20 protein-coding genes are annotated in these 22,485 nt (G+C 69.5%); 12 read left to right on the plus strand and 8 right to left on the minus strand.

Annotated elements, in window-relative coordinates; genetic code table 11:
• Nucleotides 1-2: 2 nt before the first annotated feature.
• Together ACGFH6_RS24525 and ACGFH6_RS24530 are read right to left on the minus strand one after the other, a co-directional pair.
• On the minus strand, nucleotides 3-653 hold the full coding sequence (locus ACGFH6_RS24525) for a fasciclin domain-containing protein (RefSeq protein WP_393387923.1): 651 nt from the start codon (nucleotides 651-653) through the stop codon (nucleotides 3-5).
• Nucleotides 654-726: 73 nt separating this feature from the next.
• Nucleotides 727-2,322 carry a molybdopterin-dependent oxidoreductase gene (locus tag ACGFH6_RS24530; protein WP_393387926.1) on the minus strand — a complete coding sequence of 532 codons (1,596 nt, stop codon included), beginning with the start codon at nucleotides 2,320-2,322 and terminating at the stop codon, nucleotides 727-729.
• 158 nt (nucleotides 2,323-2,480) lie between these two features.
• On the opposite strand from ACGFH6_RS24530, the gene aroQ reads away from it, so the two are divergent.
• A complete protein-coding gene (gene aroQ / locus ACGFH6_RS24535; RefSeq protein ID WP_393387929.1) occupies nucleotides 2,481-3,101 on the plus strand; it encodes a gamma subclass chorismate mutase AroQ in 621 nt (206 codons plus the stop codon).
• On the plus strand, nucleotides 3,098-3,628 hold the full coding sequence (locus ACGFH6_RS24540; protein WP_393387932.1) for an AAA family ATPase: 531 nt from the start codon (nucleotides 3,098-3,100) through the stop codon (nucleotides 3,626-3,628). Before aroQ ends, ACGFH6_RS24540 begins: the two co-directional genes overlap by 4 nt.
• Here the strand turns inward: ACGFH6_RS24540 and ACGFH6_RS24545 are convergent.
• The gene (locus tag ACGFH6_RS24545; protein ID WP_393387935.1) at nucleotides 3,625-4,629 is read right to left on the minus strand and encodes a hydroxyacid dehydrogenase; all 1,005 of its coding nucleotides are present in this window, start codon (nucleotides 4,627-4,629) and stop codon (nucleotides 3,625-3,627) included. The two genes, ACGFH6_RS24540 and ACGFH6_RS24545, sit on opposite strands and share 4 nt — an antisense overlap.
• An 84-nt stretch (nucleotides 4,630-4,713) precedes the next feature.
• Here ACGFH6_RS24545 and ACGFH6_RS24550 point away from each other — a divergent pair, with 84 nt between their 5' ends.
• A complete protein-coding gene (locus ACGFH6_RS24550) occupies nucleotides 4,714-5,163 on the plus strand; it encodes a DinB family protein (RefSeq protein ID WP_393387938.1) in 450 nt (149 codons plus the stop codon).
• 3 nt (nucleotides 5,164-5,166) lie between these two features.
• Here the strand turns inward: ACGFH6_RS24550 and ACGFH6_RS24555 are convergent, their stop codons facing one another.
• A complete protein-coding gene (locus ACGFH6_RS24555; RefSeq protein WP_393387941.1) occupies nucleotides 5,167-5,814 on the minus strand; it encodes an HAD family hydrolase in 648 nt (215 codons plus the stop codon).
• Nucleotides 5,815-5,842: 28 nt separating this feature from the next.
• Nucleotides 5,843-7,195 carry a glycoside hydrolase family 32 protein gene (locus tag ACGFH6_RS24560; RefSeq protein WP_393387943.1) on the minus strand — a complete coding sequence of 451 codons (1,353 nt, stop codon included), beginning with the start codon at nucleotides 7,193-7,195 and terminating at the stop codon, nucleotides 5,843-5,845.
• A 117-nt stretch (nucleotides 7,196-7,312) separates the two neighbouring features.
• Between ACGFH6_RS24560 and ACGFH6_RS24565 the strand changes: the two genes are divergently transcribed.
• Nucleotides 7,313-8,029, plus strand: a complete 717-nt coding sequence (locus tag ACGFH6_RS24565) for a CDP-alcohol phosphatidyltransferase family protein (protein WP_393387946.1) — start codon at nucleotides 7,313-7,315, stop codon at nucleotides 8,027-8,029.
• Here ACGFH6_RS24565 and ACGFH6_RS24570 read toward each other — a convergent pair.
• A complete protein-coding gene (locus ACGFH6_RS24570) occupies nucleotides 8,013-11,048 on the minus strand; it encodes a putative Ig domain-containing protein (RefSeq protein ID WP_393387948.1) in 3,036 nt (1,011 codons plus the stop codon). The two genes, ACGFH6_RS24565 and ACGFH6_RS24570, sit on opposite strands and share 17 nt — an antisense overlap.
• Nucleotides 11,049-11,168: 120 nt before the next feature.
• Here ACGFH6_RS24570 and ACGFH6_RS24575 point away from each other — a divergent pair, with 120 nt between their 5' ends.
• Entirely contained in the window at nucleotides 11,169-12,131 is a 963-nt protein-coding gene (locus ACGFH6_RS24575; protein WP_393387950.1) for a winged helix-turn-helix transcriptional regulator, read from the plus strand.
• A gap of 3 nt (nucleotides 12,132-12,134) precedes the next feature.
• Here ACGFH6_RS24575 and ACGFH6_RS24580 read toward each other — a convergent pair whose 3' ends face one another.
• On the minus strand, nucleotides 12,135-12,533 hold the full coding sequence (locus ACGFH6_RS24580) for a PPOX class F420-dependent oxidoreductase (RefSeq protein WP_393387952.1): 399 nt from the start codon (nucleotides 12,531-12,533) through the stop codon (nucleotides 12,135-12,137).
• A 139-nt stretch (nucleotides 12,534-12,672) separates the two neighbouring features.
• On the opposite strand from ACGFH6_RS24580, the gene ACGFH6_RS24585 reads away from it, so the two are divergent.
• The 5 genes from ACGFH6_RS24585 (at nucleotide 12,673) to ACGFH6_RS24605 (ending at nucleotide 20,052) form a co-directional block, all read left to right on the plus strand.
• A complete protein-coding gene (locus tag ACGFH6_RS24585) occupies nucleotides 12,673-13,128 on the plus strand; it encodes a MarR family winged helix-turn-helix transcriptional regulator (RefSeq protein ID WP_393387955.1) in 456 nt (151 codons plus the stop codon).
• 105 nt (nucleotides 13,129-13,233) lie between these two features.
• A complete protein-coding gene (locus ACGFH6_RS24590) occupies nucleotides 13,234-14,100 on the plus strand; it encodes an SDR family oxidoreductase (protein WP_393387958.1) in 867 nt (288 codons plus the stop codon).
• Nucleotides 14,101-14,167: 67 nt separating this feature from the next.
• Nucleotides 14,168-14,467, plus strand: a complete 300-nt coding sequence (locus ACGFH6_RS24595) for a hypothetical protein (protein WP_393387961.1) — start codon at nucleotides 14,168-14,170, stop codon at nucleotides 14,465-14,467.
• 140 nt (nucleotides 14,468-14,607) lie between these two features.
• Nucleotides 14,608-19,029, plus strand: coding sequence for a S8 family serine peptidase (locus ACGFH6_RS24600; protein WP_393387964.1), 4,422 nt, complete (start codon nucleotides 14,608-14,610; stop codon nucleotides 19,027-19,029).
• A 9-nt stretch (nucleotides 19,030-19,038) separates the two neighbouring features.
• The gene (locus tag ACGFH6_RS24605; protein WP_393387967.1) at nucleotides 19,039-20,052 is read left to right on the plus strand and encodes a winged helix-turn-helix transcriptional regulator; all 1,014 of its coding nucleotides are present in this window, start codon (nucleotides 19,039-19,041) and stop codon (nucleotides 20,050-20,052) included.
• Nucleotides 20,053-20,060: 8 nt separating this feature from the next.
• Here the strand turns inward: ACGFH6_RS24605 and ACGFH6_RS24610 are convergent, their stop codons facing one another.
• Nucleotides 20,061-20,378, minus strand: a complete 318-nt coding sequence (locus tag ACGFH6_RS24610) for a helix-turn-helix transcriptional regulator (protein WP_131517352.1) — start codon at nucleotides 20,376-20,378, stop codon at nucleotides 20,061-20,063.
• A 67-nt stretch (nucleotides 20,379-20,445) separates the two neighbouring features.
• Here ACGFH6_RS24610 and ACGFH6_RS24615 point away from each other — a divergent pair, with 67 nt between their 5' ends.
• Nucleotides 20,446-21,447, plus strand: coding sequence for a zinc-dependent alcohol dehydrogenase family protein (locus tag ACGFH6_RS24615; RefSeq protein ID WP_393387970.1), 1,002 nt, complete (start codon nucleotides 20,446-20,448; stop codon nucleotides 21,445-21,447).
• A 33-nt stretch (nucleotides 21,448-21,480) separates the two neighbouring features.
• Nucleotides 21,481-22,482, plus strand: a complete 1,002-nt coding sequence (locus tag ACGFH6_RS24620; protein WP_393387973.1) for an aldo/keto reductase — start codon at nucleotides 21,481-21,483, stop codon at nucleotides 22,480-22,482.
• Nucleotides 22,483-22,485 lie beyond the last annotated feature (3 nt).

Consider the following 22,485-nt stretch of genomic DNA (forward strand, 5'->3'; position numbering starts at 1 on the left):
GGTCAGTTCGCCGGTGGCATCAGGACAGAGTCGATCAGGTACACCGTAGCGTTGGCCGTCTTCACCCCACCACAGATGACGGACGCGTTGTTGACCTTGAGGCTGTCACCGGAGCCGGTGACGGTGACGTCCTGCTTCTCGACGGTGGCGTGCGTGCCCACCACCGCGGACGGGTCGAGCTGCCCGGGCACCACGTGGTAGGTGAGGATCTTGGTGAGCAGCGCGTCGTTCGTCTTCAGCGTGGTGATGGTGGCCGCCGGGATCTTCTTGAACGCGTCGTCGACCGGCGCGAACACCGTGAACTCGCCGCCGTTGAGCGTCGAGACCAGATCGACCTTCGCGTTGAGCTTCCCGGACACTGCCGAGACCAGGGTGGTCAGCAGCGGGTTCCCGGACGCGGCGGTCGCGACCGGGGCGGCGGCCATGCCGTCGATCGAGCCGGCACCGCTCGGGTTCGCCTTCGCGTAGTCGGCACAGCCGGGGCCGACCAGGCCGGCCGAGCTGCTGTCCATCGACTGGGTGGCCGACGGGGTGCTGGCCGAGGAGGCGGCGGAACTGTTGCTGTTGTCGTCGCCGCTGCCACACGCTGACGTCGCGAGGACGAGAGCCAGTGCGGACGCGGCGAGACCGGCGCGGACGAGGTACTTGGGCATGACGGGTTCGCTTTCTCGAGGTGGACACTGACACGGGTACTTCGGTGCCGCCGCGGCCTCGGATGGGTGGGAGTTACTCGACCATCACGACCGTGTTGTGCAGGCCGCTGGAACCGTTCGGACGCGGTGCGGCCCGCTGCGCTGTCTGCACGGTGCCGTCGCCGTCGGTCGCCCGGACGGTGAGCTTGTGGTTGCCGGGCGTCGCGTCCCAGCGGAAGGTCCACTGCCGCCAGGTGTCGATGGTGTCCTCGGCCGCGAGCGTCGCCTCCTGCCACGGGCCGTTGTCGACCTGCACCTCGACCTTGCGGATGCCGCGCTGCTGCGCCCACGCGACGCCGGCCGCGACCGCCGGTCCCGCCTTGATCGTGGCGAACCCTTTGGGTACGTCGATCCGCGAGGCGGTCTTGACCGGTGCCTCCACGGACCAGCCGCGGTCGGTCCAGTAGGCACTGAAGTCCTGGAACCGGGTGACCTCGAAGTCCACGATCCACTTGGTCGCCGACACGTAGCCGTACAGCCCCGGCACCACCATCCGCACCGGGAACCCGTGCTCGAACGGGAGCGGTTCGCCGTTCATCGCGACCGCGAAGATCGCGTCCCGTCCGTCGGTGAGCGCGCTGAGCGGCGTACCGATCGTCAAGCCGTCGATGCTGGTGGACTTCACCGCGTCGGCGCCGTTCCGGACACCGGCCTCGGCGAGGATGTCGGCGATCGGTACGCCGATCCAGCGCGCGGTGCTGACGTACGGGCCGCCGACCTCGTTGGACACGCAGGTCAGCGTGATGTCGCGCTCGATCAGCCGGCGTTCCACCAGGTCGCCGAGCGAGAGCCGGAGTTCCTTGTTCACCATGCCGTGGATCCGCAGCTCCCAGTCGTCCGGGTCGATCCGCGGGACCTGTAGCAGGGTGTCGACCCGGTAGAACTTCGAGTTCGGCGTCACGAACCGCGATACCCCTGGCACGTCGGCCTGGACGCCGACCGGGAGTGGACCCGCCGCATCGGCCGGCGTCGGCACGCGGAACTTGGCGCGCACCGCATCACCAGGCCCGAACGACGCGACCCTCGTCGTGGACCACGCCGCGGCCCCGGCCACAGCCAACCCAGCCACGGTCACCAGGAACCGCCGTCGATCGAATCCCTCAGGCTGCTCCGCCTCGGTCTTCGGTCGTGGCGCCCGAACAACCAGCGCCATGGCCAGCACCGCCACCACCAACGTGACAATTGCCGGCAGCAACCGATCCACGACGCCGGCCGCAGCCGAACGCCCGAATGCCGCGAACACGACCCCGACGACCCCAAGCCCCGCGGCGATCCCGACCGCCACCGCCTGTCGCCGTCGGTCCCGACCCTCCGAGCGGTCCGGAGGCGGTAGTCGCCGGGCGCCCCCACCCCATCCGCCGGCGCCGATGGCACCGGCCGCGGCGGCTACCAACGCGAGGACTACGCAGATGCTGGCTCGGAGGAGGGGGCGGTCGGCGGTGCCGAGTTCCCGGACGGCGAAGTCTTTGACCGGGCCGGGGGACCAGTCGATGATCTGCACACCGACGGCGTCGACCGGCCACGGACCGCCGGTGACGGCGGCCACCAGGTACCCGAACGACAAGGCGGCGCCGGCCGCGACCACTCCGCCAACCGCGCCTGCTGCCTGCCGACCTCGCGAGGTATCCATGCCCGTGGTTCGGCGACGCCCACCGCTCGGATGGGCCGTTGTTGGCGACAACTGGCCATCGGGATGCCCTGGACCGCACCACGGGTAACGTCAGCGACCGACATCGAGGAGGCGCGCCGGCGATCGGGTCGGCGTGCTCGGGGAAAGGGTGTGGAGACGTGCTTCGCAGGGTGATCAGCGGTGTGATCGTGGCCGGGGTGGTCGGAGTGACGCAGGCCGGAGCGCCGGCCTTCGCGGCGCCGGCTGCCACGGTGCCCGCTCAGGGATCGACGCAGACGGCCGGGCTTCACAAGACGCCGGTGCGCTTCGACAGCCTGACCGAGTTGGTCATCCGCCGGATCGAGGTGGGCGACGAGGTGGCCGCGTCGAAGTACTTCAGTGGGAAGCCGGTCGAAGACCCGGTCAGGGAGCAGCAGATCATCGATTCGGTCCGGCAGTCCGCCGTACAGCTGGGGATCGACCCGGACTCGACCGCCGACTTCTTCCAGGCGCAGATCGAGGCCAGCAAGGTCGTGCAGCGCGGACTGCTCGCCAAGTGGGCCGCCGATCCGTCGTCCGCTCCGACGTCCGGGCCGGATCTGGACGCCGTACGTCAGGAGCTCGACGAGCTGACCACGGGGCTGCTGACCGAGCTGGTCCGCGTCGACCACGTCCGGCACGCCGGCCTGGCCTGCGACATCTCCTTGCTGGTAGCAACGACGACCGGCTCGATCGAGCACCACTTCGACCACCTCCACCGCCAGGCTCTGGCGGTCGGCACCGCGACGGTCTGCGGATGACCCTGGTGTCTGCTCTGGTGCTCTCGGGTCCGCCCGGGGTCGGGAAGACGATGGTGGGCTGGCGGGTCTTCGATCGGTGCACCGACCTCGGCCAGGATCCGGCGTTCGTGGATCTCGATCTGATGGGTGCGGCCTGGCCGGCTCCGGAGGACGACCCGCATCAAGCGCGGCTCAAGGCGACGAACCTGGCGGCGGTGTGGTCGAACTACCGCGCCGCCGGCAGCCGCCGGCTGATCATCGCGGGGGTCGTGGAGGACGAAGGCGAGCGGAAGCTGTTGGAGGTGGCCACGGGCGGAGCGGTGGTCATCTGCCGGCTGGAGGCGCCGGACGATGAACTGGCGCGGCGGATTCTCGGCCGCGGTCGAGAGGATGGCGACGGCGTCGCCACGCTGGTTGCCCGTGCAGTCGAGCTGTCCGCCCAGCTCGCCGCTCACGACGTCAGCGACTACTCGGTCGGAACAGCGGGGCGCACGATCGACGAGGTGGCCGACGAGGTGCTCGCGCGCTGGGACAAGCACACGACCTAGGCCATCCGGGCGAGGGCAGCTTCGGTGAGTTCGTACCGCAGCGGGGATCCGGCGACGTACCGCTCGATCTCGGACGCCACGATCGTGCCCATCTCGAGGTAACACTCGACCGTGCCCGCGGCCCGGTGCGGGGTGAGTACGACGTTCGGGAGTCCTCTGAGCGGGCTGTCCAGCGGTAACGGTTCCTCGTCGAACACGTCCAGGGCCGCGTCGATCCGGCCGCTCCGCAGCTCGGCGAGCAAAGCATCCGAGTCGACCAGCCAGGAGCGCGCGGTGTTGACCAGCGCCGAGCCGTCGGGCATCAGCGCCAGTTCGCGTGTCCCGATCATCTGGCGCGTCTCGGGCAGCGTCGGCGCGTGCAGAGCGACCACCCGGCTGGTCCGCAGCAGTTCGTCCAGGTCCATCCGCCGTACGCCGAGCTCTGTCGCGCGCTCGTCGGTCAGATACGGGTCGTAGACAACGACATCGGCGCCGAGGGCAACGACCATCGAGATGTACTCGACGCCGGTCCGGGAGGCGCCGACGACCCCGACCCGGGAGCCGGTGATGCCGTGCTGCGGAGGCGTGTCGATCGCGCCCACCCACGCCGCGCCACCGTGCATCGCGCGGTCGAACCGATGGATCCGGTGCAGCATCGTGAGGGTGAACGCCAGCGAGACCTCGGCAACCGGCCGCGCCATCGCCTGCCCGGCTTGCGTGAGCCGGATGCCGCGCCGGAACACCTCGTCCGTGACGAAGTGCTTCACCGACGACGCGCTGTACGCGATCAACCGCAATCGCGGCGCGTGCGCGAGCACCTCGGCAGTCAACGGCGTCGCACCCCACGACGGAATCAGTACGTCGGTCCCGGGCAACGCGCCCACCAGCGCCTCGGCGTCACCGGGATCATCAAGGAGCACAAGCTCACCGAGCTGCTCCAGCCGCGCGACGCTCTCGTCCGAGAACACCATCGACCGGAACGACGGCGTAGCCACCAGCAACATCCGAACCCGTTCACGCATGGCCAGATAGTAGCCACGACGTAGGATCCGGGGGTGGTGACTTCGCGGAGCATACGTCCGCCGCGTGCGGATGAACGTGAGACGGTGCTCGCGTTCCTGCAGTGGCATCGGGAGACCCTGGAACTCAAGTGCGCCGATCTGAAGCCGGAGCAGTTGGGGGAGCGCGCGGTACGGCGTTCGGGGTTGTCGCTGCTCGGGCTGGTGCGGCACGCGGCCGAGACTGAACGGTTCTGGTTCCGCCTAGTGATGGCGGATGAGGAAGCCCCGCCGCTGTTCGACGTACCGGACGCCTTCGACGTCACGGGCGCGGACGCGGCGATGGTTGATCAGGCCTGGGCTGCGTGGCGGGCCGAGGTGGCGTTCGCGAACAAGTTCGTCGAGGCGGCACCGGATCTCGACGTCATCGGGGACGAGCCCGGCGAGGGCCCTGTCTCACTGCGCTGGGTGTTGATGCACGTGCTCGAGGAGTACGCGCGGCACAACGGTCACGCGGACCTCCTCCGCGAGCAACTCGACGGCGCAGTCGGGCTCTGACGCTCAGGACTTGATCAGGCGCAGGGCTTCGGTGACGGAGTTGGTGACCGGGAGGCCGGTGGTCTCCAACGCGGTACGGGTCATGGCGCCGGTGGTGACGAGGATGCAGTGGGAGCCGGCAGCTGCGGCGGCGTTGGCGTCGTCGACGACATCGCCGATCAGTACGACGTCGGCCGGGTCCAGACTCTGAGCCTCCAGATGGCGGATCAGGCTCTCGGCCTTCGAGCCGCCACCGACGTCGCCGACCAGACCGTCGACCCGACTGAAGTACTGCGTCAGCCCGAACTGGTCGATCGTCGGTGTCAGCCGCGCGTGGAACCACATCGACAGCAGGGACTGGGTCCGCCCGCTCTCGCCCCACAGCCGTAGCTCGTCGGGGACTCCCGCGGCCAGGCCACACGTGTGCAGCAGAGCGTCGTACCGCTCGTGGTAGAGCTTGTCGACGCGCGCCCACTCCTCGTCGTCGAGGGCGCGCTGGAGGATCTGCTCGTACGAGACCCGCATCGGCCGTGCGTAGACCGCCTGCCACTCGGGCCAGCTCAGATCCGTCCGGCCGAACTCGACGCAGACCGCGTTGACCGCGGCCAGTACGGCGTTGTTGTCGTCGAGCAGAGTGCCGTTCCAGTCCCACACGACATGCGAAATCCTCACCGCGCAACTGTACGTAATACGCCAGGTATCACCCGGAGGTTGGCCAGATGGAGGACAGGTGATGGAGGGTCAGCGACGCCAGCTTCAGAGGAGCAGTGGTGGTCAACTCCAGCCCGTTACCCGTCGAGGCCGTGTCGAAGTCGACGTTGTAGCAGCCGTAGTAGGCGCCGTCGGCGGCGAAGATCGCGAGTTGGCCGCGGTCGACGAGGAGACGGACGGTGAGGATGCCGTCGGCGGCCGGCGACAGCGGCACTCCGTCCAGCGTTCCGGCGCCGACGTCGTACGTGACCTCACGGGCGGATGACCCGTCGGCACCGGTCCGCAGCCGGAAGGCGAACGAACCATCCGCGGCACCGGACACGTCGAAGGTTGCCTCGAGCTCGTAACTCGTGGCGTCCACATCGGTCAGGAGCGGGACTCCCGGCGTGACGAGCTGCGCGTCGTACGACGTCGTCGACTTGCGCAGCGACGCGATCTCGTCGACCGGCAGGCTGGAGACGCGGGGACCGTCCGGAGTCGCGACCAACCGCTGCTGCACGGGGAAGCTCGCGTTGCCGGTCCAGACCGAGCCGCGATTCTTTCCCTGCCAAGCCATCGTCACCACCCGGTCGTCCGGCATGTTGTCGAACGACTGGGCCGCGTAGTAGTGACCACCCGCACCGCCGGGGTTCACGGTGATCGTGGACGGCTCCGTCCAGTCCGTCCGGAACTCGCGCCCGTCGAAGTCGCCGACGACGTACGATCCACGGCCGTCACGCAGTACCCAGGTGACCTCGCCGTCCAGCATCATCGGCGTGAAGTCCGGGCACTCGAACAACCAGTCGGCGACGTACCGATCGGTTCGCTCCCAGGTGCGCAGGTCGGGTGACACGAAGAAGTCCGCGCCGTTGCCGTTGTCGTCGGACCAGACCACCATCGCCCAGGTCTGGCTCGGCTCGTGCCAGACGACCTTCGGGTCCCGGCTCTCGTGACCGCTCGGCTGCGCGATCACCCGGCCCTCGTCGAACGCCGTGAACGTCATGCCGCCGTCGAGGCTGTAGAACATCCGCACGCCCTGGGTCCCGGTGAAGACCGCGATCGGATCGTGGTCCCCGTCTTTGAGCCCGGATGTGTTCCGTACGTCGACCACGCCGCCGCCCGACCACAGTTCGCCCGGGTGCACGGCAGGATCGAGCGCGATCGGCTGCTGCTCCCAGTGGACCATGTCGGGACTGGTCCCGTGGCCCCAGTGCATCGTGTCCCACACGAGGCTGTTCGGCGCGTGCTGGAAGTAGAAGTGGTACGTGCCGCGGTAGTGCAGCATCCCGTTCGGATCGTTCATCCACCCACGCCGAGGACTGAAGTGAAACCGACCGCGATTGTCTTCCTGGTAATCGGTCACGGGCGACCCTTCCGAGCGAGGACGACGATGCTCACGCGACGGTAGTCGGTCACACCGGAGACTCTCAACGCTGGGTACGGGCTGGGGCGTTGGAGGACGAAGTACCGTGAATCATCGATGGCTACTGCTGAACTCGTCGTACTCCGCCCCGTTGCGGTCGGGGCTGCCGCGACTGCCTTCGGTTGCATGATCGCCGCGGCGCCGGTGCCTGCCGGCGCCGCTTTCGCCGGCTACGTGGCGGCCGCGCTGGTTGTGATGGTCGGCTGGATGCGCAACCGCCCAGGTCACCACGCCTTCGGCGTCGCGAACGCGCTGACGCTGGCTCGGTTGGTCGGCTCGGTGTGGATCCTGGCGCTGTTGCTCCAGGCCGTCTGGGCCGAGCCGACCCGGTTGATCGCGATCTGTATCGCGGTCGTCGGCACGATCTGCCTGATCCTCGACGGGGTCGACGGCCGCATCGCCCGGCGCCTCGGTGAGACGAGCAGCTTCGGCGGCTGCTTCGACAACGAGACCGATGCCGGGACGACGTTGCTGCTCTCGGCCGCGCTCGGCGTCCTCCACGTCGCCGGCTGGTGGGTCGTCCTGATCGGCCTGCTCCGCTACCTGTACCTGCTGGCGGCCGTGGTCGTGCCGGCGCTCCGAGCGCCGCTGCCGTTCAGCCAGGTACGTCGAGCGATCGGGCTCGGCCAGGCGATCATCCTCGTGCTCTGCGTGCTGCTCGCCGGCGTCACCTCCAGCAGTTGGCTCGCACTCCTCCCAGCCATCGCCCTGCTGTCACTCTTCTGGTCCTTCGGCCGCGACGCCCGGGGTCAGTTGGTCAGCGCCCGACGCTGATGTTGTCGAGCAGGAACGTCGTCGCAGTCGCGTCGTCCTCGGTGCTGGTCCATTCCACCGTGACGGTCCGGCCGCGGTACGGCGTGAGATCCACGGACTGACCGACGTACGTCGGACCGCTCTGAGCAGCCGTGAACGTGCGGACGGCATGACCGTCGACGGTCAACCGGAGTACGTCGTGGTTGGCGGCCGAGGTGTCGTCGCTGTTGACCCGCAGTGCGAACCGCAGACTGGGCCGACCGGTGAACGGCACGCTGATCCGCTGGCTCAGCGAGTCGGTGTGGGTCGTGCCGAAGCCGCCCAACCACGCGTAGCCCAGACCGTCGTCGGCGTACTGACCGTCCGCGCGCAGCACGTCCGCGGTCTGCGACCAGCCGCCGGTGCCGGACTCGAGGTCGCCGTTGACGACGCCGCGCGAACCCTCGCGGGTGCTGACCACCCAGTTGATCACGGTGTTGCCGCGGGCACCGGTCGAGTCGGTCGCGGTCACGGTCACCGAGTGGGTCTGTGGCTGGGTCGGACGGCCGGAGATGATGCCGGTCGTGGCGTTGATGCGCAGGCCCGGCGGCAGATCCGTCGCGGCGAAGCGGACCAGCCGGTGGCCGGAGTCGGTCGCCCGGACCGGGAGCAGGACGAGGTCACCGACGGCGCTGAACTGCTGCGCTGGTGTGTTCACCGTGATCTGGTTCGACTTCGCCGGTGACGTGAGCGCCTGGGTGCCGATCGGCGTACCGAGGCCGGTCGGGCCGTCCCAGCCGGCCTGCGCCGTGCAGAGCGGTGCGGAGGTGCACTCGCCGTTGTTGCCTTTGACGACGTCATTGAGATTGCCGGTACGGGCATACGGGTAGCTGGCCGGGGACGAGGCCGGCGCCGGGTCGCCGGCGAGTGCGTACGTCGCGGCGATGATCGGGGCGGCCGCGCTGGTCCCGCCGTACACCGCCCAGCCGTCGCCGCCGGTGGTCTGGTAGACCGCGACGCCGTTCGACGGGTCGGCGATCGCGGAGACATCCGCGACCGCACGCTTCGGGCAGACCGCCGCCGGAATGACGGACTGCCAGGTCGGCTTGGTCACCTCGCCGGAGCAGCCCGACCCGGTGCCGTTACCTGGGAAGCTGTTCCAGACCGTCTCGCTCCAGCCACGGGGCGAGTCGTCCTTGATCAGCGTCGTACCGCCGACGGCTGTGGTCGACGCCGAGCTCGCGGGGTACGACGTACCGGCCTCGTAGTCGCTGTCCCCGGTCGACGCCGCGTAGACGACGCCGTGCGGGCGGAAGTACTCCCGGTCGAGCTCGGCGAGGTTCCCGGTCTCGGATCCGCCCCAGCTCAGCGACACGAACTTCGCGCCCAGGTCGCCCGCAGTCTTCACCGCGGTGAGCATGTCCTCGGTCGGCGAGTTCGCCTCGATCAGGGTGATCGCGCACTGCGGGCACACCGCGGACACCATGTCGAGGTCGAGCGAGATCTCGCCGGCCCAGGAGTGCGACGGCGCAGGCAGCGGATCAGGTCGGCCGTCCTGGTTGAGCTTCTGGAAGCAGCCGTTCGCGGTCGTGCAGGGCGGCAGCCCGTACTGCTGCCGGTAGACAGCGAGGTCGGACTCCGCCGTCGGGCTGTCGTACGCGTCGACGATGTACACCCGCTGCCCCTGTCCGGCGTTCGTCGGCAGGCGGTACGCCGACTGGAGGTCGCCGGGACTGTAGCCGGCCGGCGTCTCGGTCGCCGAGCGCAAGCGGAAGCCGAGGTCCGTACGTCGTTGCGCGAAGCACCGGAAGGTCCCCGGCGTCACCTTCTGGTCGCAGCTCGCCTCGACCTTCGGCGCCTCCGGGACATCCTTGCTCGTCGCCGTCTTGGTCGTCGTCGCACCCGGTGCCTCGGCCTGCTGCCAGGTCTGCCCGGCATCGCGGGTCACCCAGAGCCGGGACTGCTGGCCGTAGATCGCCTGGGCCTCGATCATCCAGGCGGTGGTCGGGTTCTGGAAGACCAGGCTGTGCAGGACCTCACCGCCGTTCTCGAGCCAGGTGGTGTCGAGCCGCCACGACTTCGACAGGGGCGGGCGGTTGTACACCTGACTGGCGGTGAGGGTCGGCACCATCACGGCGCCGTCGGGCGCGACGGTGAGCTCGTCGGCCAGGCCGCGGTCACCGGGAAGCTCGTCGTACCGGAAGGTCCTGCCGCCGTCGCCGGAGGACATCAGCGTCTTCACCGAGTGGCCCTGGCCGTAGAACGACATGCACAGCACGAAGACGCGGTCGGCTCCGTTGGAGGTGAAGCCGGTGATCGTCGCCTCGTCCTGGTCCTCGCAGGTGGCCGGGCCGGTCGCCCGGACTTTGCCCTGCCGCAGGGTGGTCAGCCGTCCGGCCACACCGGCGCCGGGAGAAGCCAAGAGGTAGACGGTCGAGCCGTTCGCCGCGAGCCAGGTGTGGTCGCCCGCCGCTACTGGTACGTCGATCCGCTGCCAGCCGGTCGACTTCCCGGCCGGCGCACGCCAGACCTTGAGCGGCCGGTCGTCGCACACACCGCTACCGATCGGGCAGCCACTGGTGACGACGTACGTCCCGTCGGCCGAGGCGAGGAACTGAACCACTCTCGCGTCGTTGCCGGGTACCGCGACCTTGGTCCAGGTCCGGCCGCCGTCCTTGGTGTTCTCGAGGTACGGGTCGTAGGCCCACCCGTTCTTGCGGTCCAGGAACTGCAGGCTGGTGACGCCGGGCTCGCCGCTGCGGGCCAGCTCGTTGTGGGTATGTCCGACGGTGGTCCAGGTCTTGCCGCCGTCGTGGGTGGCCTTCACCTCGGCCGGGCAGGTCGCCGTACCGCAGTCGGCGCCGCCGAGCAGATAGCCGTCGGTCTGGGTCGGCCAGACGATCGACTGGGGCGCGAACGCCGGCGCGGTCCCAGACTGCTGCGCGGTCCCAGACTGTTGCTCGGTCCCGGCTGCTTGGGCGGTGGCTCCGGAGCCGACGAGGAGTGCGGTGACGAGTGCCCCGATCAGGGCGAGCGCGGAACGACCGGCATGCAGACGCACTGTTCACTCCTCGGACGACGACAGTTTCCTGGCACACGCTAAGCCTTGACTCGGCCGCCAGGGCGCCGGATCCGGCCATCTGCCCATCCCGGCCAAACGAGGCCGAACTACGCTCGCCTCGTGGCCGATTGGGAAGCGGTGGGGCTGTCCGCGTTCGACGCACAGGTGTATCGGCAGTTGCTGCGGGATCCGGGCGTCCCGGTGCGGCAGCTCGGCGAGTCTCTGGAGATACCGCTGGCAACTGTCGAGGAGGCCGTCGCCCGGCTGGCGGAGGCGGGGCTGGTGCGCAGCGGCTCGGAGGCAGCGCCGGCGCCGGTCGATCCGCGGTCCGGGCTCGGCATGCTGGTGCGGGAACGCCGGGCCGCGCTGGACGGCGTGGCCTCGATGACCGACCAGTTGGCGCGCGAGTTCAGCGCCGGACAGTTGCAAGCCGAACCCAGCCGCCTGATCGAGATCGCCGTCGGGCGGGATGCGATCGAGGCGCGCATCGACGACATGTTGCGTGGGGCAACCGTGCAGGCGGTCGGCACCGACACCCCGCCGTACGTCGCGGATGGTAGCCATCAGGTGTCCAGTGCGGAGCTGGCGTTGCTGGAACGCGGGGTGAAGTTCCGCGCGATCTATGCGGCCGAGGTTCTGGAGCATCCCGGCTGGGTCGCGCGGTTGAGGTCGATGGCCGAGCGGGGTGAGCAGTCCAGGGTGCTTCCGCAGGTGCCGGTGAAGCTGCTCATCGTGGACGGGACGACCGCGATCCTGCCGCTCGCCGGCGACGGACCGTCGCGGCCGGGTCAGGCGCGGGCCGTGGTGGTCACCGACTCGGCGCTGACGAGCGCACTCCAGGTCCTGTTCGACCAGTTGTGGGGACAGGCCACGCCGCTGCGGCTGACGGAGTCCGCCGGCGCCGATCCGGTCACGACCCTGATCAACCTGCTCGCGAGCGGGATGAAGGACGAGGCGATCGCGCGGCAGTTGGGCGTCAGTGGGCGGACCCTACGGCGGCGGATCTCCCAGGTGCAGGATCAGCTCGGCGCCACCAGCCGGTTCCAGGCCGGTTTGCAGGCCGGCCGCAACGGCTGGCACTAGCACTCAGCTTCGGACGTGGATCTTGTCTGCGGTGACGCGGATGACGATGCGGATGACCTCGGGTGGCAGGTCGACGTACTCCTGGCCGGCGCCTTCGCCTTCGTACTTCTCGGCGAGTTGCTGGGCGAGTTCGCGGTCGACGTCGGGGGAGACGGCCGCGGTGCCGCGGATCTCGACGTACCGCAGCGGCTCGTCCTTGTCGATGACGATCACACTCACCCGCGGATCCCGCCGTACGTTCCGGTCCTTCTTGCGGCCTTGTCCGGTCGAGATCAGTACGTCGTCACCGTCGCGCCCGACCCACACCACCGACGTCTGCGGACTCCCGTCCGCGTTCGTCGTGGCCAGCACGGCCGGATTGTCCCCATCGATCAACGCCCGCGCGACCTCACTCAGCTCCATGGCCCCACCCTAAGGACAGAATCGGTGCAACGACGGCGGTCGAGGTTCGGTCGTGCCTGCCGAGGATCCTCCAGGACCTGCTTCGCCGGTGATGGTTCGCGTCACGAACTTCTGTGGGCGCGAATGCTATTTTGGCAGCGTGGCGAAGAATGAGGACGGCAAGATCGGAGTGGTGGCCGGACTCGTCCGGTCGGCGTTCCTGGTGAATGCGGTGTACGCCGAGGCGAGTCGTGAACGCGGCCTCACCCCGCAGCAGGGGCAACTGCTCTGCGTCCTGATGGCCCAGCCGTACGGGATGGGGGAGCTGGGCGCGATGCTCGGGCTGGCGAAGTCCAGCATGACCGGCCTGGTCGACCGCACCGTACGCAACGGGCTGGTACGCCGCGAGCCGGATCCGCGTGACACCAGGGCCGTCCGCGTCGCGCTCACCCCGCGCGGACAGGAGGTCGCGGAAGAGTTCTACGCCGAGACGTGCCGCCGGATCGACCGGTTGCCGGACGGTCTCAGCGCCGCGGAGCGCGAGACGCTCGCCGGTCTGCTCGGCCGCGTCGTGCTGGACAACGAGGTGCCGGTGGTCTTCATGGAGCAAGCCTGAATTCCTGGATTTACGGGTTGCAGTTCGTAGTACGAACTAATACAGTTCGTACTACGAACAAGTTCGATGCGACCAGGCATCGGCCGTCACCTGAGGAATCCCATCATGTCCGATCTCATCGCTGTCACCGGCGCGACCGGTGCCCTCGGCACTCTGGTCATTGATCAACTGCTCGCCCGCGTCCCGGCCGAGCGCATCGTCGCCATCGCCAGGAACCCGGCCAAGGCGGCCGCACTCGAGGCGAAGAAGGTCCAGGTCCGGATCGCCGACCACGACGACCGCGCGGCGGTCGACGCCGCCCTCGACGGTGTCGACGTCGCGCTGCTGATCTCGGGGAACGAGTTCGGCAAGCGGATGGTCCAGCACGAGAACGTGATCCGTGCGGCCCAGCAGGCCGATGTGTCCCGGATCGTCTACACGAGCGCCGCCCATGCTGACACCAGCCCGACGTTCATCGTGACCGAGCACAAGGCCACCGAGCAGTTGATCCGCGAGTCCGGTCTGACTTACACCATGCTGCGGATGAACTCGTACCACGAGAACTACGTCCCGTTCCTGACCTCGGCGCCCGAGACCGGGGTGATGATCGGCAGCGTGCACGAGGGCCGGGTGGCCAGCGCCGATCACGTTGACTACGCCGAGGCGACCGCGGTCGTGCTGAGCACCGACGGCCACGACAACCTGGCCTACGAGCTGGCCGGCGACACGGCGTGGACCTATCCCGAGCTGGCGGCCGCGATCGCGGAAGTGAGTGGCAAGCCCGTTGTCTACCAGGACCTTTCGTCCGAGGAGCACGCCGAGGCGCTGCGAGCCAACGGTGTCGACGAGCAGACCGTCGGCTTCCTTGTCCAGCTGGACAAGGATGTCTCCAACGGCGTGTCAGCGGACGCGACCGGTGAGCTGCACAAGCTGATCGGCCGACCCACCATCCCGCTGGTCGACGGTCTGCGCGCGATCGCCGCCCGGACGTGAGCAATGGTTGCCGCAGGCAAGGGGACGTACTGCGGGTTGACCGCCGGACTCACCTAGGGTCGTGGCCATGAAACGAGCGATTGTGTCGGTCCTGTCGTTGGCCGGGCTGGCCACGGTTCTGTGGCTGCTGCTGGGCGCACCCGACTCGGGCAGCGAGAACACCTGGGCCAGCCTCGGCGGCGGACCGCGCACCGAATGCAAGTCGGTGCTGCGGACGGGCGGCGCCATTCCCGTTCGCGGCGTCCTCGATCCGACCGCGGTGGAGACCTGCAAGTCCGGCCAGGTGAACCGGTTGGCGTGGGCCGTGCTGATCGCCGTCCCAACCAGTGTGCTGACCTCGATCGCCGTACGCCGCTGGAGTTCGTAGCCGGCCGCGGCCAGTTCTGGTCGTGGCCAGATCAGGCCACGAAGCATGCTGGACACCCTCACGCGGCGCTGACAACACTGCTGGACGTCGTGCCGGGACGGTGAGGATTCCGGGACGCACCATCCTGGGGAGGGTTCCGCATGCACCCTGTGGTCTCTGGATCCGGACGACGCCGGACCGTGCTCGGCGTCGTCCTGGCCGCCCTGGCCGGGCTGCTGATGCTGCCGGCCGGGACGGCGGCGTCGGCCGCGCCACCGCCTCCGGTGCCCTGGCAGGACAAGGTGTCGTCCAGCCTGCGGTCAGGGCTGGCCGCCGGGAAGACGAGCGACTTCATGGTCCGGTTCGCCGACCGTGCCGACCTGAGCAAGGCGGCCACCATCAAGGACTGGAAGCAACGCGGCGAGTACGTCGTCCGGCAGTTGCAACAGGCAGCGGCGAAGGGACAACGGGAGGCCCGTGCGACGCTCGATGCTGCTGGCAACGACTACACGCCGTTCTGGATCACCGACGCCATCTTGGTGAAGGGCGGATCCGCGGCGCTGGCGCAGTCGCTGGCGGCCCGGCCCGAGGTCGTGGGACTGCAGGAGGCTCCGGCGTACGACCTGACCGAGCCGGCGCCGGGCGCCGAAGCGAAGGCGGCGACGGCGGCAGCGGTCGAGTGGGGTCTGGCGGACATCCAGGCGGACAAGGTCTGGTCGGAGCTGGACGATCGTGGCCAGGGCATCGTCGTCGGCAGCATCGACACGGGCGTCCAGTTCGATCACCCGGCGTTGGTGAACTCCTACCGCGGCACGGTGAGCCCCGGGGTCTTCGACCACGACTACAACTGGTTCGACCCGTCGCAGGTCTGCCCGTCGGCCGCGCCCTGCGACAACATCTGGCACGGCACCCACACGATGGGCACGATGGTCGGCGGTGACGGCCCCCGCGGGAAGATCGGCGTCGCGCCGGACGCGCGGTGGATCGCCGCGAAGGGTTGTGAGGACGAGGAACGGGGGTGCTCCCTGAGCGCGCTGCTTGCCTCCGGCCAATGGATGCTCGCGCCGACCGACCTGTCCGGCGCCAACCCGCGCGCCGACCTGCGGCCGAACGTCCTCAACAACTCGTGGGGCGACGACAACCGCGGCGTTGAAGACCCCTTCTACGACGACGTGATCGCGGCGTGGAACGCCTCCGGGATCTTCACGGTCTTCTCGAACGGCAACGACGGCCGGGCCGGCTGTGACACCACCGCCTCGCCGGCCGACGGCGGATCGACGTACGCGGTCGGCGGGTACGACGAGTCCGGCGCGATCGGCGACTTCTCGGGCCGTGGTCCGGGGGTGTCCGGCCGGGTCAAGCCGGACATCGCCGCCCCTGGTGTCGCCGTCGGTTCGTCGGTTCCGGGTGGCGCCTTCGGTACCGGTACCGGTACGTCGATGGCCTCGCCGCACGTCTCCGGCACCGTCGCTCTGATGTGGTCCGCGGCGCCGTCGCTGATCGGGGACATCGATGGCACGCGTGAACTGCTGAACCAGACCGCGATCGACACCGGCGACCTGTCCTGCGGCGGCACCGTCCAGCGGAACAACACCTTCGGAGAGGGCCGCCTGAACGCCCTCGCGGCGGTCAAGGCGTCGCCGCGAGGTGACACCGGCACGCTGGCCGGACGGATCACAGACAGTGCCGGGAAGCCCGTGGCCGACGCGACGGTGGCCGCCACCGCCGCGGGGTACGAGCGGCGGACGACGACCGCGGCCGACGGCACCTTCGAGGTCCTGGTGGGCACCGGGACCTATCACCTGGCGGTCTCGGCCTTCGGGTTCGAGAGCGCGACCGCGGACGACGTCGTCGTGACGAAGGACCAGCGGGTGGTGCGCGATGTCTCGCTCACCCAGGTGCCGATGGCAACGGTCAGCGGGAAGGTGACCGACGGCTCCGGCCACGGCTGGCCGCTGTACGCCGCCCTCACCGTCGCCGGGACACCACTGGCCCCGATCCACACGTCACCGGTCGACGGTTCGTACCGCGTCCGGTTGCCGGTGGGGTCGACGTACCGCATCGAGCTGGATCCGGATCCGGCCGGCTACCAGGCGATGACCCGCAAGGTCGTCGTCCAGGGGGATCAGTCGGTCGACTTCGCCGTACCTGTGATCGCGGCCCCCTGTACGGCGCCCGGCTACCGCAGCGAGCACCTGGGCCTCGGTGAGTCCTTCGACGGTACGTCGATCCCGGCCGGCTGGACGCAGGAGACGGTGATCGGCGACGGCTGGGAGTTCGACGACCCAGGACAGAACACGAACCTGACCGGCGGGTCCGGTGGTTTCGCGAGCATCGACAGCGGCTCGGGGAAGAGACTGGAGGACTCGCGGCTGATCTCGCCGAGTGTCGACCTGAGCTCGCAGGACCGGCCGGTGATCGCGTTCCGGGCGGACGTGCTCGGCACCAGGGCCGCGGTCGAGGTCGACCTGTCCGTCGACGACGGTGCGACCTGGACCAACGTCTGGCACCAGAACGGCAGCCTGCGGGGGCCACGGCCTGTCCAGGTGCCTGTCCCCGCGGCCGCCGGGCACGACCAGGTCCGGGCCCGGTTCCGGTACAGCACCGAGGTGTCCGGCAACGGCTGGCTGCAGATCGACGACGTCGTGATCGGGACGACCACCTGCGCTCCGGTCGCCGGCGGTCTCGTCCTCGGCAACGTGACGGATGACAGATTCGGCCGGGCCGTCGACGATGCGACCGTGCAGAGTCTCTCCCGTCCCGCCGATGTCGCGACCGCAGGACCGACGCCGGCCGACCCGAACCTCGGCGACGGCTTCTACTGGATGTTCGCGCCGGCCGGTCGGCAGCGCTTCAGTGCGCAGTACGACGCCGGGCAGTACGAGGCCAGGACGCGGACCGTCGACGTACGACCGAACAAGGTGGTCCGGGCCGACTTCGCGCTTGGCATGGCCGAACTGAAGGTGACCGCGAACGACCTGAGCCAGTGGGTGCGGATCGGAGACCGGCGGACGATCGAGCTGACGGTGAAGAACGTCGGGACCGGCCGAGCGACGTACGAACTGACGCCGTTCGAGGACAAGCCGGAGACGAAGGCGGCAGCCGTCTCCACCGTGGCGGAGCGGCGGTACCTGAGCCTGGACGACGGCGGTCCGCTGCAGGCAGCCAGTCAAGCGGCGGTGTCCCGGACGACGGGTGCGAAGATCGAGCCCTGGCAGCAGGAGACCCACCTGCCGGAAGGCGATTTCGACGCCCTGGCGGCGTACCACGACGGGAAGCTGTACAAGGTCGGCGGCGTCGCTGACCAGAGCCACACCGAACAACGCAACTACGTCTACGACCTGAAGACCAGAACTTGGCAGGAGATCGCACGGACCACCGATCCGCTCGAGCGGCCTGCCGGCGGGTTCGTCGGCGACAAGCTGTACGTCGTCGGTGGCTGGCCGCGCGGAGGTGCCCCGGCCACTGGGCTGACGATCTATGACCCCGCCACCGACAAGTGGTCGTCCGGACCGGACGCCCCGATCGGCACGGCCGCGGCCGCATCCGCCGTCCTGGGCGGCAAGCTCTACGTCATCGGCGGGCGTACGAATGCCGACGACACGCACGGAAGCCGCGGTGTGCTGGTCTACGACCCGGCCTCGAAGCGCTGGACGCGGGCGGCGGACTATCCGGAGCCCGTGTCCTGGCAGCACTGTGGCGCCATCGGTGAACGCATCTACTGCGCCGGAGGGGAGAACGGCGGCATCGATCATGCGCTCCGGACGGCGTACAGCTACAACCCGGTGACCAACCGATGGCTGCGCCTGAGCGACCTGCCCGCATCGGTCTGGGGCGCCGCGTACTCCGCGGCCAACGGTGAGCTCCTGCTCTCGGGTGGGACGGTGGCCGGGTACCGCAGCAACCTGGGCTTCGCCTACAGCCCTGCCTCGGACACCTGGACGTCGTTGCCGAACTCCCAGTTCGCGGTGACCCGGGTCGCGGGCGCTTGCGGATTCTTCAAGGTGGGCGGAGCGGAAGGCATTCTCGGCGCCAAGCCGTACGTCGAGCAGCTCGCCGGCAACGACCAGTGCGCGCCCGGCGGCCGGGACGTGCCGTGGCTGAAGGCAGACAAATCGGCCGGCACCCTCGCACCGGGGCAGTCGACCAGGATCCGGATCACGCTCGACGCCGGGACGCCCGCGACGAGCCAGCCGCGCGAGCTGAGCGCACGGCTGCTGCTGATGGAGGACACCCCGTTCCGGAACGCACCGCTGACCGTGACGATGGATGCGGTCGCGCCGCCCAACTGGGGCCGGATCACCGGCACCGTCACCGGCAAGGATCGGTGCACCGGTCAGACGTCCGCCGTGCCAGGAGCGGCCGTGACGATCGGCACGAGGCACAGCGCTGCGCACCTGGTCGCGGACGAGGACGGACGGTACTCGTACTGGCTGAAGGCGGACGAGCACGTCCGGGTGAGTGCGGCCGCGCCCGGCTGGCTGCCGGCCGCGGACGTCGTCAGGGTGCGGCCGAAGCAGACGACGACCGGAGACCTCCGGCTGGCCAAGGCAGGGCCGTGCTCGGTCCTGCCGGGCGGGTAGGCGCCGGACGTGCACCCACCATGGACGGATGCGGCGGCGAACCTGGCCATCCTCGGCGTCGGGGAGTTCGAGGAGCGGGCCTACCGGATCCTGCTGCGCTCGCCGGGACTCACGGTGACCGGGCTGGCGGACCGGATCGGTTCGCCGGCCGGCCGGGTCCGTCGCGCGGTCACCGTGCTGGAGCAATCGGGTCTGGTCAGCCGGTCACCGCTGCCGACGCCCCGATTGTTGCCGGTGGCACCGGATGCCGCGATCGAGGCGCTGGTCCGCCGGCAGGAGTCCGAGCTGGAGCGGATCCGGGCGCTGGCCGCGTCCTGGGTCCCGGAGTTCCGGTCCGGCGGCAACGCCGGGCCGACCGAGCTGATCGAGGTGGTCACCGGGGCCGACACGGTCCTGAGCCGCTTCGACCAGCTGCAGCGCGGGGCGATGGAGGAGGTGCAGGTGCTCGACACCCCGCCGTACGCCGGAGACGCGGGGCCGATCACGAACGACGCGGAGTTCGAGGTGCTGGCCAGAGGGGTGACCTGCCGGGCGATCTACGCCCGGGCCGCGCTGGAACAGTCGCCGAACGCGGTGACCGCGATCCTGCGGTACGTCGCCGCCGGCGAGCAGGCCCGGGTCACCTCGGAACTGCCGCTGAAGCTGGCCACCTTCGATCGCAAGGTGGCCTTCATCCCGCAGTCGATCGCGCAGCGGGATATCGCCGGCGCGATCGTGGTGCACCCGTGCAGCCTGCTCGACGTCCTGCTCTTCGTCTTCGACCAGCTGTGGGCGGAGGCCACCCCGCTGACCGCGGCGGGGTCGTTGCGCTCGACCGAGCAGGAAGGCGAGGCTGAACCGAGCGAGAACGACCGGCGGGTCCTGGCCCTGTTGGCGAGCGGGCTGAAGGACGAGGCCATCGCGCACCACCTCGGCTGGAGCCATCGCACCACCAGGCGGCGGATTGCCACGCTGATGTCGGCCCTGGGCGCCGACACGAGATTCCAGGCCGGGCTGTACGCGGCCCGCGCGGGGTGGTTGTGATCAGCCGGTCAGGCCGGCTGTTTCTGGGCGGCGAGGATCGCGTCGAGGAGGCCGGGGAAGGCCTGGTCCAGGTCGGCGCGGCGGAGGGAGTTCATCCGCAAGGTGCCGACGTAGTACTGGCGGATCAGGCCGGCCTCGCGCAGGACGCCGAAGTGGTGGGTGGCGGTCGCCTTGCCGACCGGCAGGTCGAAGCCCCCGCACTTGATGTCAGCGCCGAGCGCGTCGAGTTGCGTGACGATGCTGCGGCGGACCGGGTCGACCAAGGCTTCCAGCACCCGCTGGACGTCGAAGTCGGAGACCTCCGGGTGCTGCGGCGTACGTCCCATGAGGCCAATAGTATGATCATCGCAAAGTTTGACGGTGATCAAACTTATCCGAGCGGGAGGTGATGGCATGGCGAGGACCGTGCGGTTCCACCAAGCCGGTGGGCCGGAGGTGCTGCGGCTGGACGACGTCGATCCGGGCGAGCCGGGTCCCGGTGAGGTGCGGGTCCGGGTGGACGCGATCGGGATCAACCGGGCCGAGGTGCTGTTCCGCCGTGACCAGTACATCGAGCCGGTGAAGCAGTTCCCGTCCCGGCTCGGCGCCGAGGCGGCGGGCGTGATCGAGGCGATCGGCCCGGACGTCACCGGATTCGCGCTCGGCCAGGCCGTCAGCGTGATCCCGGCGTTCTCGCAGAACGACTACGGCGTGTACGCCGAGCAGGCGATCGTCCCCGCGAGTGCGTTGGTGAGTCGGCCTGACGGCATCGATGCCGTCGCCGGCGCGGCCGTGTGGATGCCGTACCTCACGGCGTACGGCGCGATGGTCGAGATCGCCGGACTGCGCGCGGGGGAGACCGTCGTACTCAACGCGGCGTCCAGCAGCGTCGGTCTCGCGGCGATCCAGACCGCGAACCGCGTCGGCGCCACGCCGTTGGTCGTCACGCGGACCCGGGCCAAGCGGCAGAGACTGCTCGACGAGGGCGCGGCCGAGGTGATCGTCTCGGACGAGGAAGACGTGGCCGGGCGCGTGCTCGACCTGACCGCGGGCCGCGGCGCGGAGTACGTGTTCGACGCGGTGGCCGGGCCGGAGGTCGTAAATCTCGCGCGCGTGGTCGCCTCCGGCGGTACGTTGTTCCTCTGGGGCGCGCAGAGCGGGCAACCGACGCCGTACCCGGGGTTCGATCTGGGCATGCCGGCGCTGAATCTGCGCACCTACACGGTGCACGAGATCACCCGCGATCCGCAGCGGTTGCTCCGGGCAACGGCTTTTGTTTCGTCGGGCCTGCTGGCGGGCACGTTCCGCCCGGTGGTCGATCGAGTGTTCCCGCTGGAGCAGATCGTTCGGGCTCACGAGCACATGGAATCCAACAGTCAGGTCGGCAAGATCGTGGTCAGCGTCGATCACGGATAGCGGATCCGGCTGCCGCAACGAAGGGACACGACGATGGAGTACCGCAATCTGGGCCGGACCGGCCTGAAGGTCAGCGAGGTGTGCCTGGGCGCGATGCACTTCGGTGGCCCGGCGGACGAGCAGACCAGCGTGCGCATCCTGGACGAGTTCGTCGAGGCCGGCGGCACGTTCATCGACACCGCCGACGTGTACAACGCCGGTGAGTCGGAGGCCGTGCTCGGCCGCTGGCTCAAGGGCCGCGACCGCGACTCCCTGGTGATCGCCACCAAGGTCTACGGCAGCATGGGCGACGGCCCGAACGACGACGGCCTCAGCCGCAAGCACATCCTCGCCGGGGTGGACGCCAGCCTGCGCCGGCTGGGCACCGACTACATCGACCTGTACTACACCCACGTGTGGGACACGGCGACACCGATCGAGGAGACGCTGTCGACGCTCGACGTACTGGTGTCGTCGGGCAAGGTTCGGTACCTGGGCGCCAGCAACGTCACCGGCTGGCAGCTCCAGAAGGCTGTGGACGTGGCGAAGCAGGCCGGGATCAACGGGTACACCGCACTGCAGCCGCTCTACAACCTGCTCGACCGCGAAGCCGAGTGGGAACTGCTCGCCATCTGCCGCAACGAGGGACTGGGTGTGATGCCGTGGAGTCCGCTGCGCGCGGGCTGGCTGGCCGGCCGGTTCCACCGGGGCATGGAGGCGCCGCCGGAGGGGAGCCGGGTCGCGGAGGCCGCCAAGCAAGGGCTGTACGAGGCCTGGGACTACTACGACAACGACCGGACGTGGAACGTCCTGGACGCGCTGCAAGCAATCGCGGCGGACACCGGTCGCAGCGTCGCGCAGGTCGCGCTGCGCTGGCTCATCCAGACCGAGCCTGTCACCGCACCGATCATCGGTCCGCGCACCCTCGAGCACTACACCGACAACATCGGTGCGGCCGGCTGGTCGCTCGACGCAGAGCAACTCGCTCGCCTGACCGAGGTCAGCGAGAAGCCGTCGGTGTATCCGTACAACCTGCTCTCGGGCTTCAACCGCTGACGT

This window comes from Kribbella sp. NPDC049227 (genome assembly GCF_043197265.1).
Taxonomy (GTDB): Bacteria; Actinomycetota; Actinomycetes; order Propionibacteriales; family Kribbellaceae; genus Kribbella.

Coding starts and splice junctions, on each gene's coding strand:
- ACGFH6_RS24525 (WP_393387923.1), bottom strand. CDS start 653: ATGCCCAAGTACCTCGTCCGCGCCGGTCTCGCCGCGTCCGCACTGGCT.
- ACGFH6_RS24530 (WP_393387926.1), bottom strand. CDS start 2,322: ATGGATACCTCGCGAGGTCGGCAGGCAGCAGGCGCGGTTGGCGGAGTG.
- ACGFH6_RS24540 (WP_393387932.1), top strand. CDS start 3,098: ATGACCCTGGTGTCTGCTCTGGTGCTCTCGGGTCCGCCCGGGGTCGGG.
- ACGFH6_RS24545 (WP_393387935.1), bottom strand. CDS start 4,629: ATGCGTGAACGGGTTCGGATGTTGCTGGTGGCTACGCCGTCGTTCCGG.
- ACGFH6_RS24565 (WP_393387946.1), top strand. CDS start 7,313: ATGGCTACTGCTGAACTCGTCGTACTCCGCCCCGTTGCGGTCGGGGCT.
- ACGFH6_RS24580 (WP_393387952.1), bottom strand. CDS start 12,533: ATGGAGCTGAGTGAGGTCGCGCGGGCGTTGATCGATGGGGACAATCCG.
- ACGFH6_RS24590 (WP_393387958.1), top strand. CDS start 13,234: ATGTCCGATCTCATCGCTGTCACCGGCGCGACCGGTGCCCTCGGCACT.
- ACGFH6_RS24595 (WP_393387961.1), top strand. CDS start 14,168: ATGAAACGAGCGATTGTGTCGGTCCTGTCGTTGGCCGGGCTGGCCACG.
- ACGFH6_RS24600 (WP_393387964.1), top strand. CDS start 14,608: ATGCACCCTGTGGTCTCTGGATCCGGACGACGCCGGACCGTGCTCGGC.
- ACGFH6_RS24610 (WP_131517352.1), bottom strand. CDS start 20,378: ATGGGACGTACGCCGCAGCACCCGGAGGTCTCCGACTTCGACGTCCAG.
- ACGFH6_RS24615 (WP_393387970.1), top strand. CDS start 20,446: ATGGCGAGGACCGTGCGGTTCCACCAAGCCGGTGGGCCGGAGGTGCTG.
- ACGFH6_RS24620 (WP_393387973.1), top strand. CDS start 21,481: ATGGAGTACCGCAATCTGGGCCGGACCGGCCTGAAGGTCAGCGAGGTG.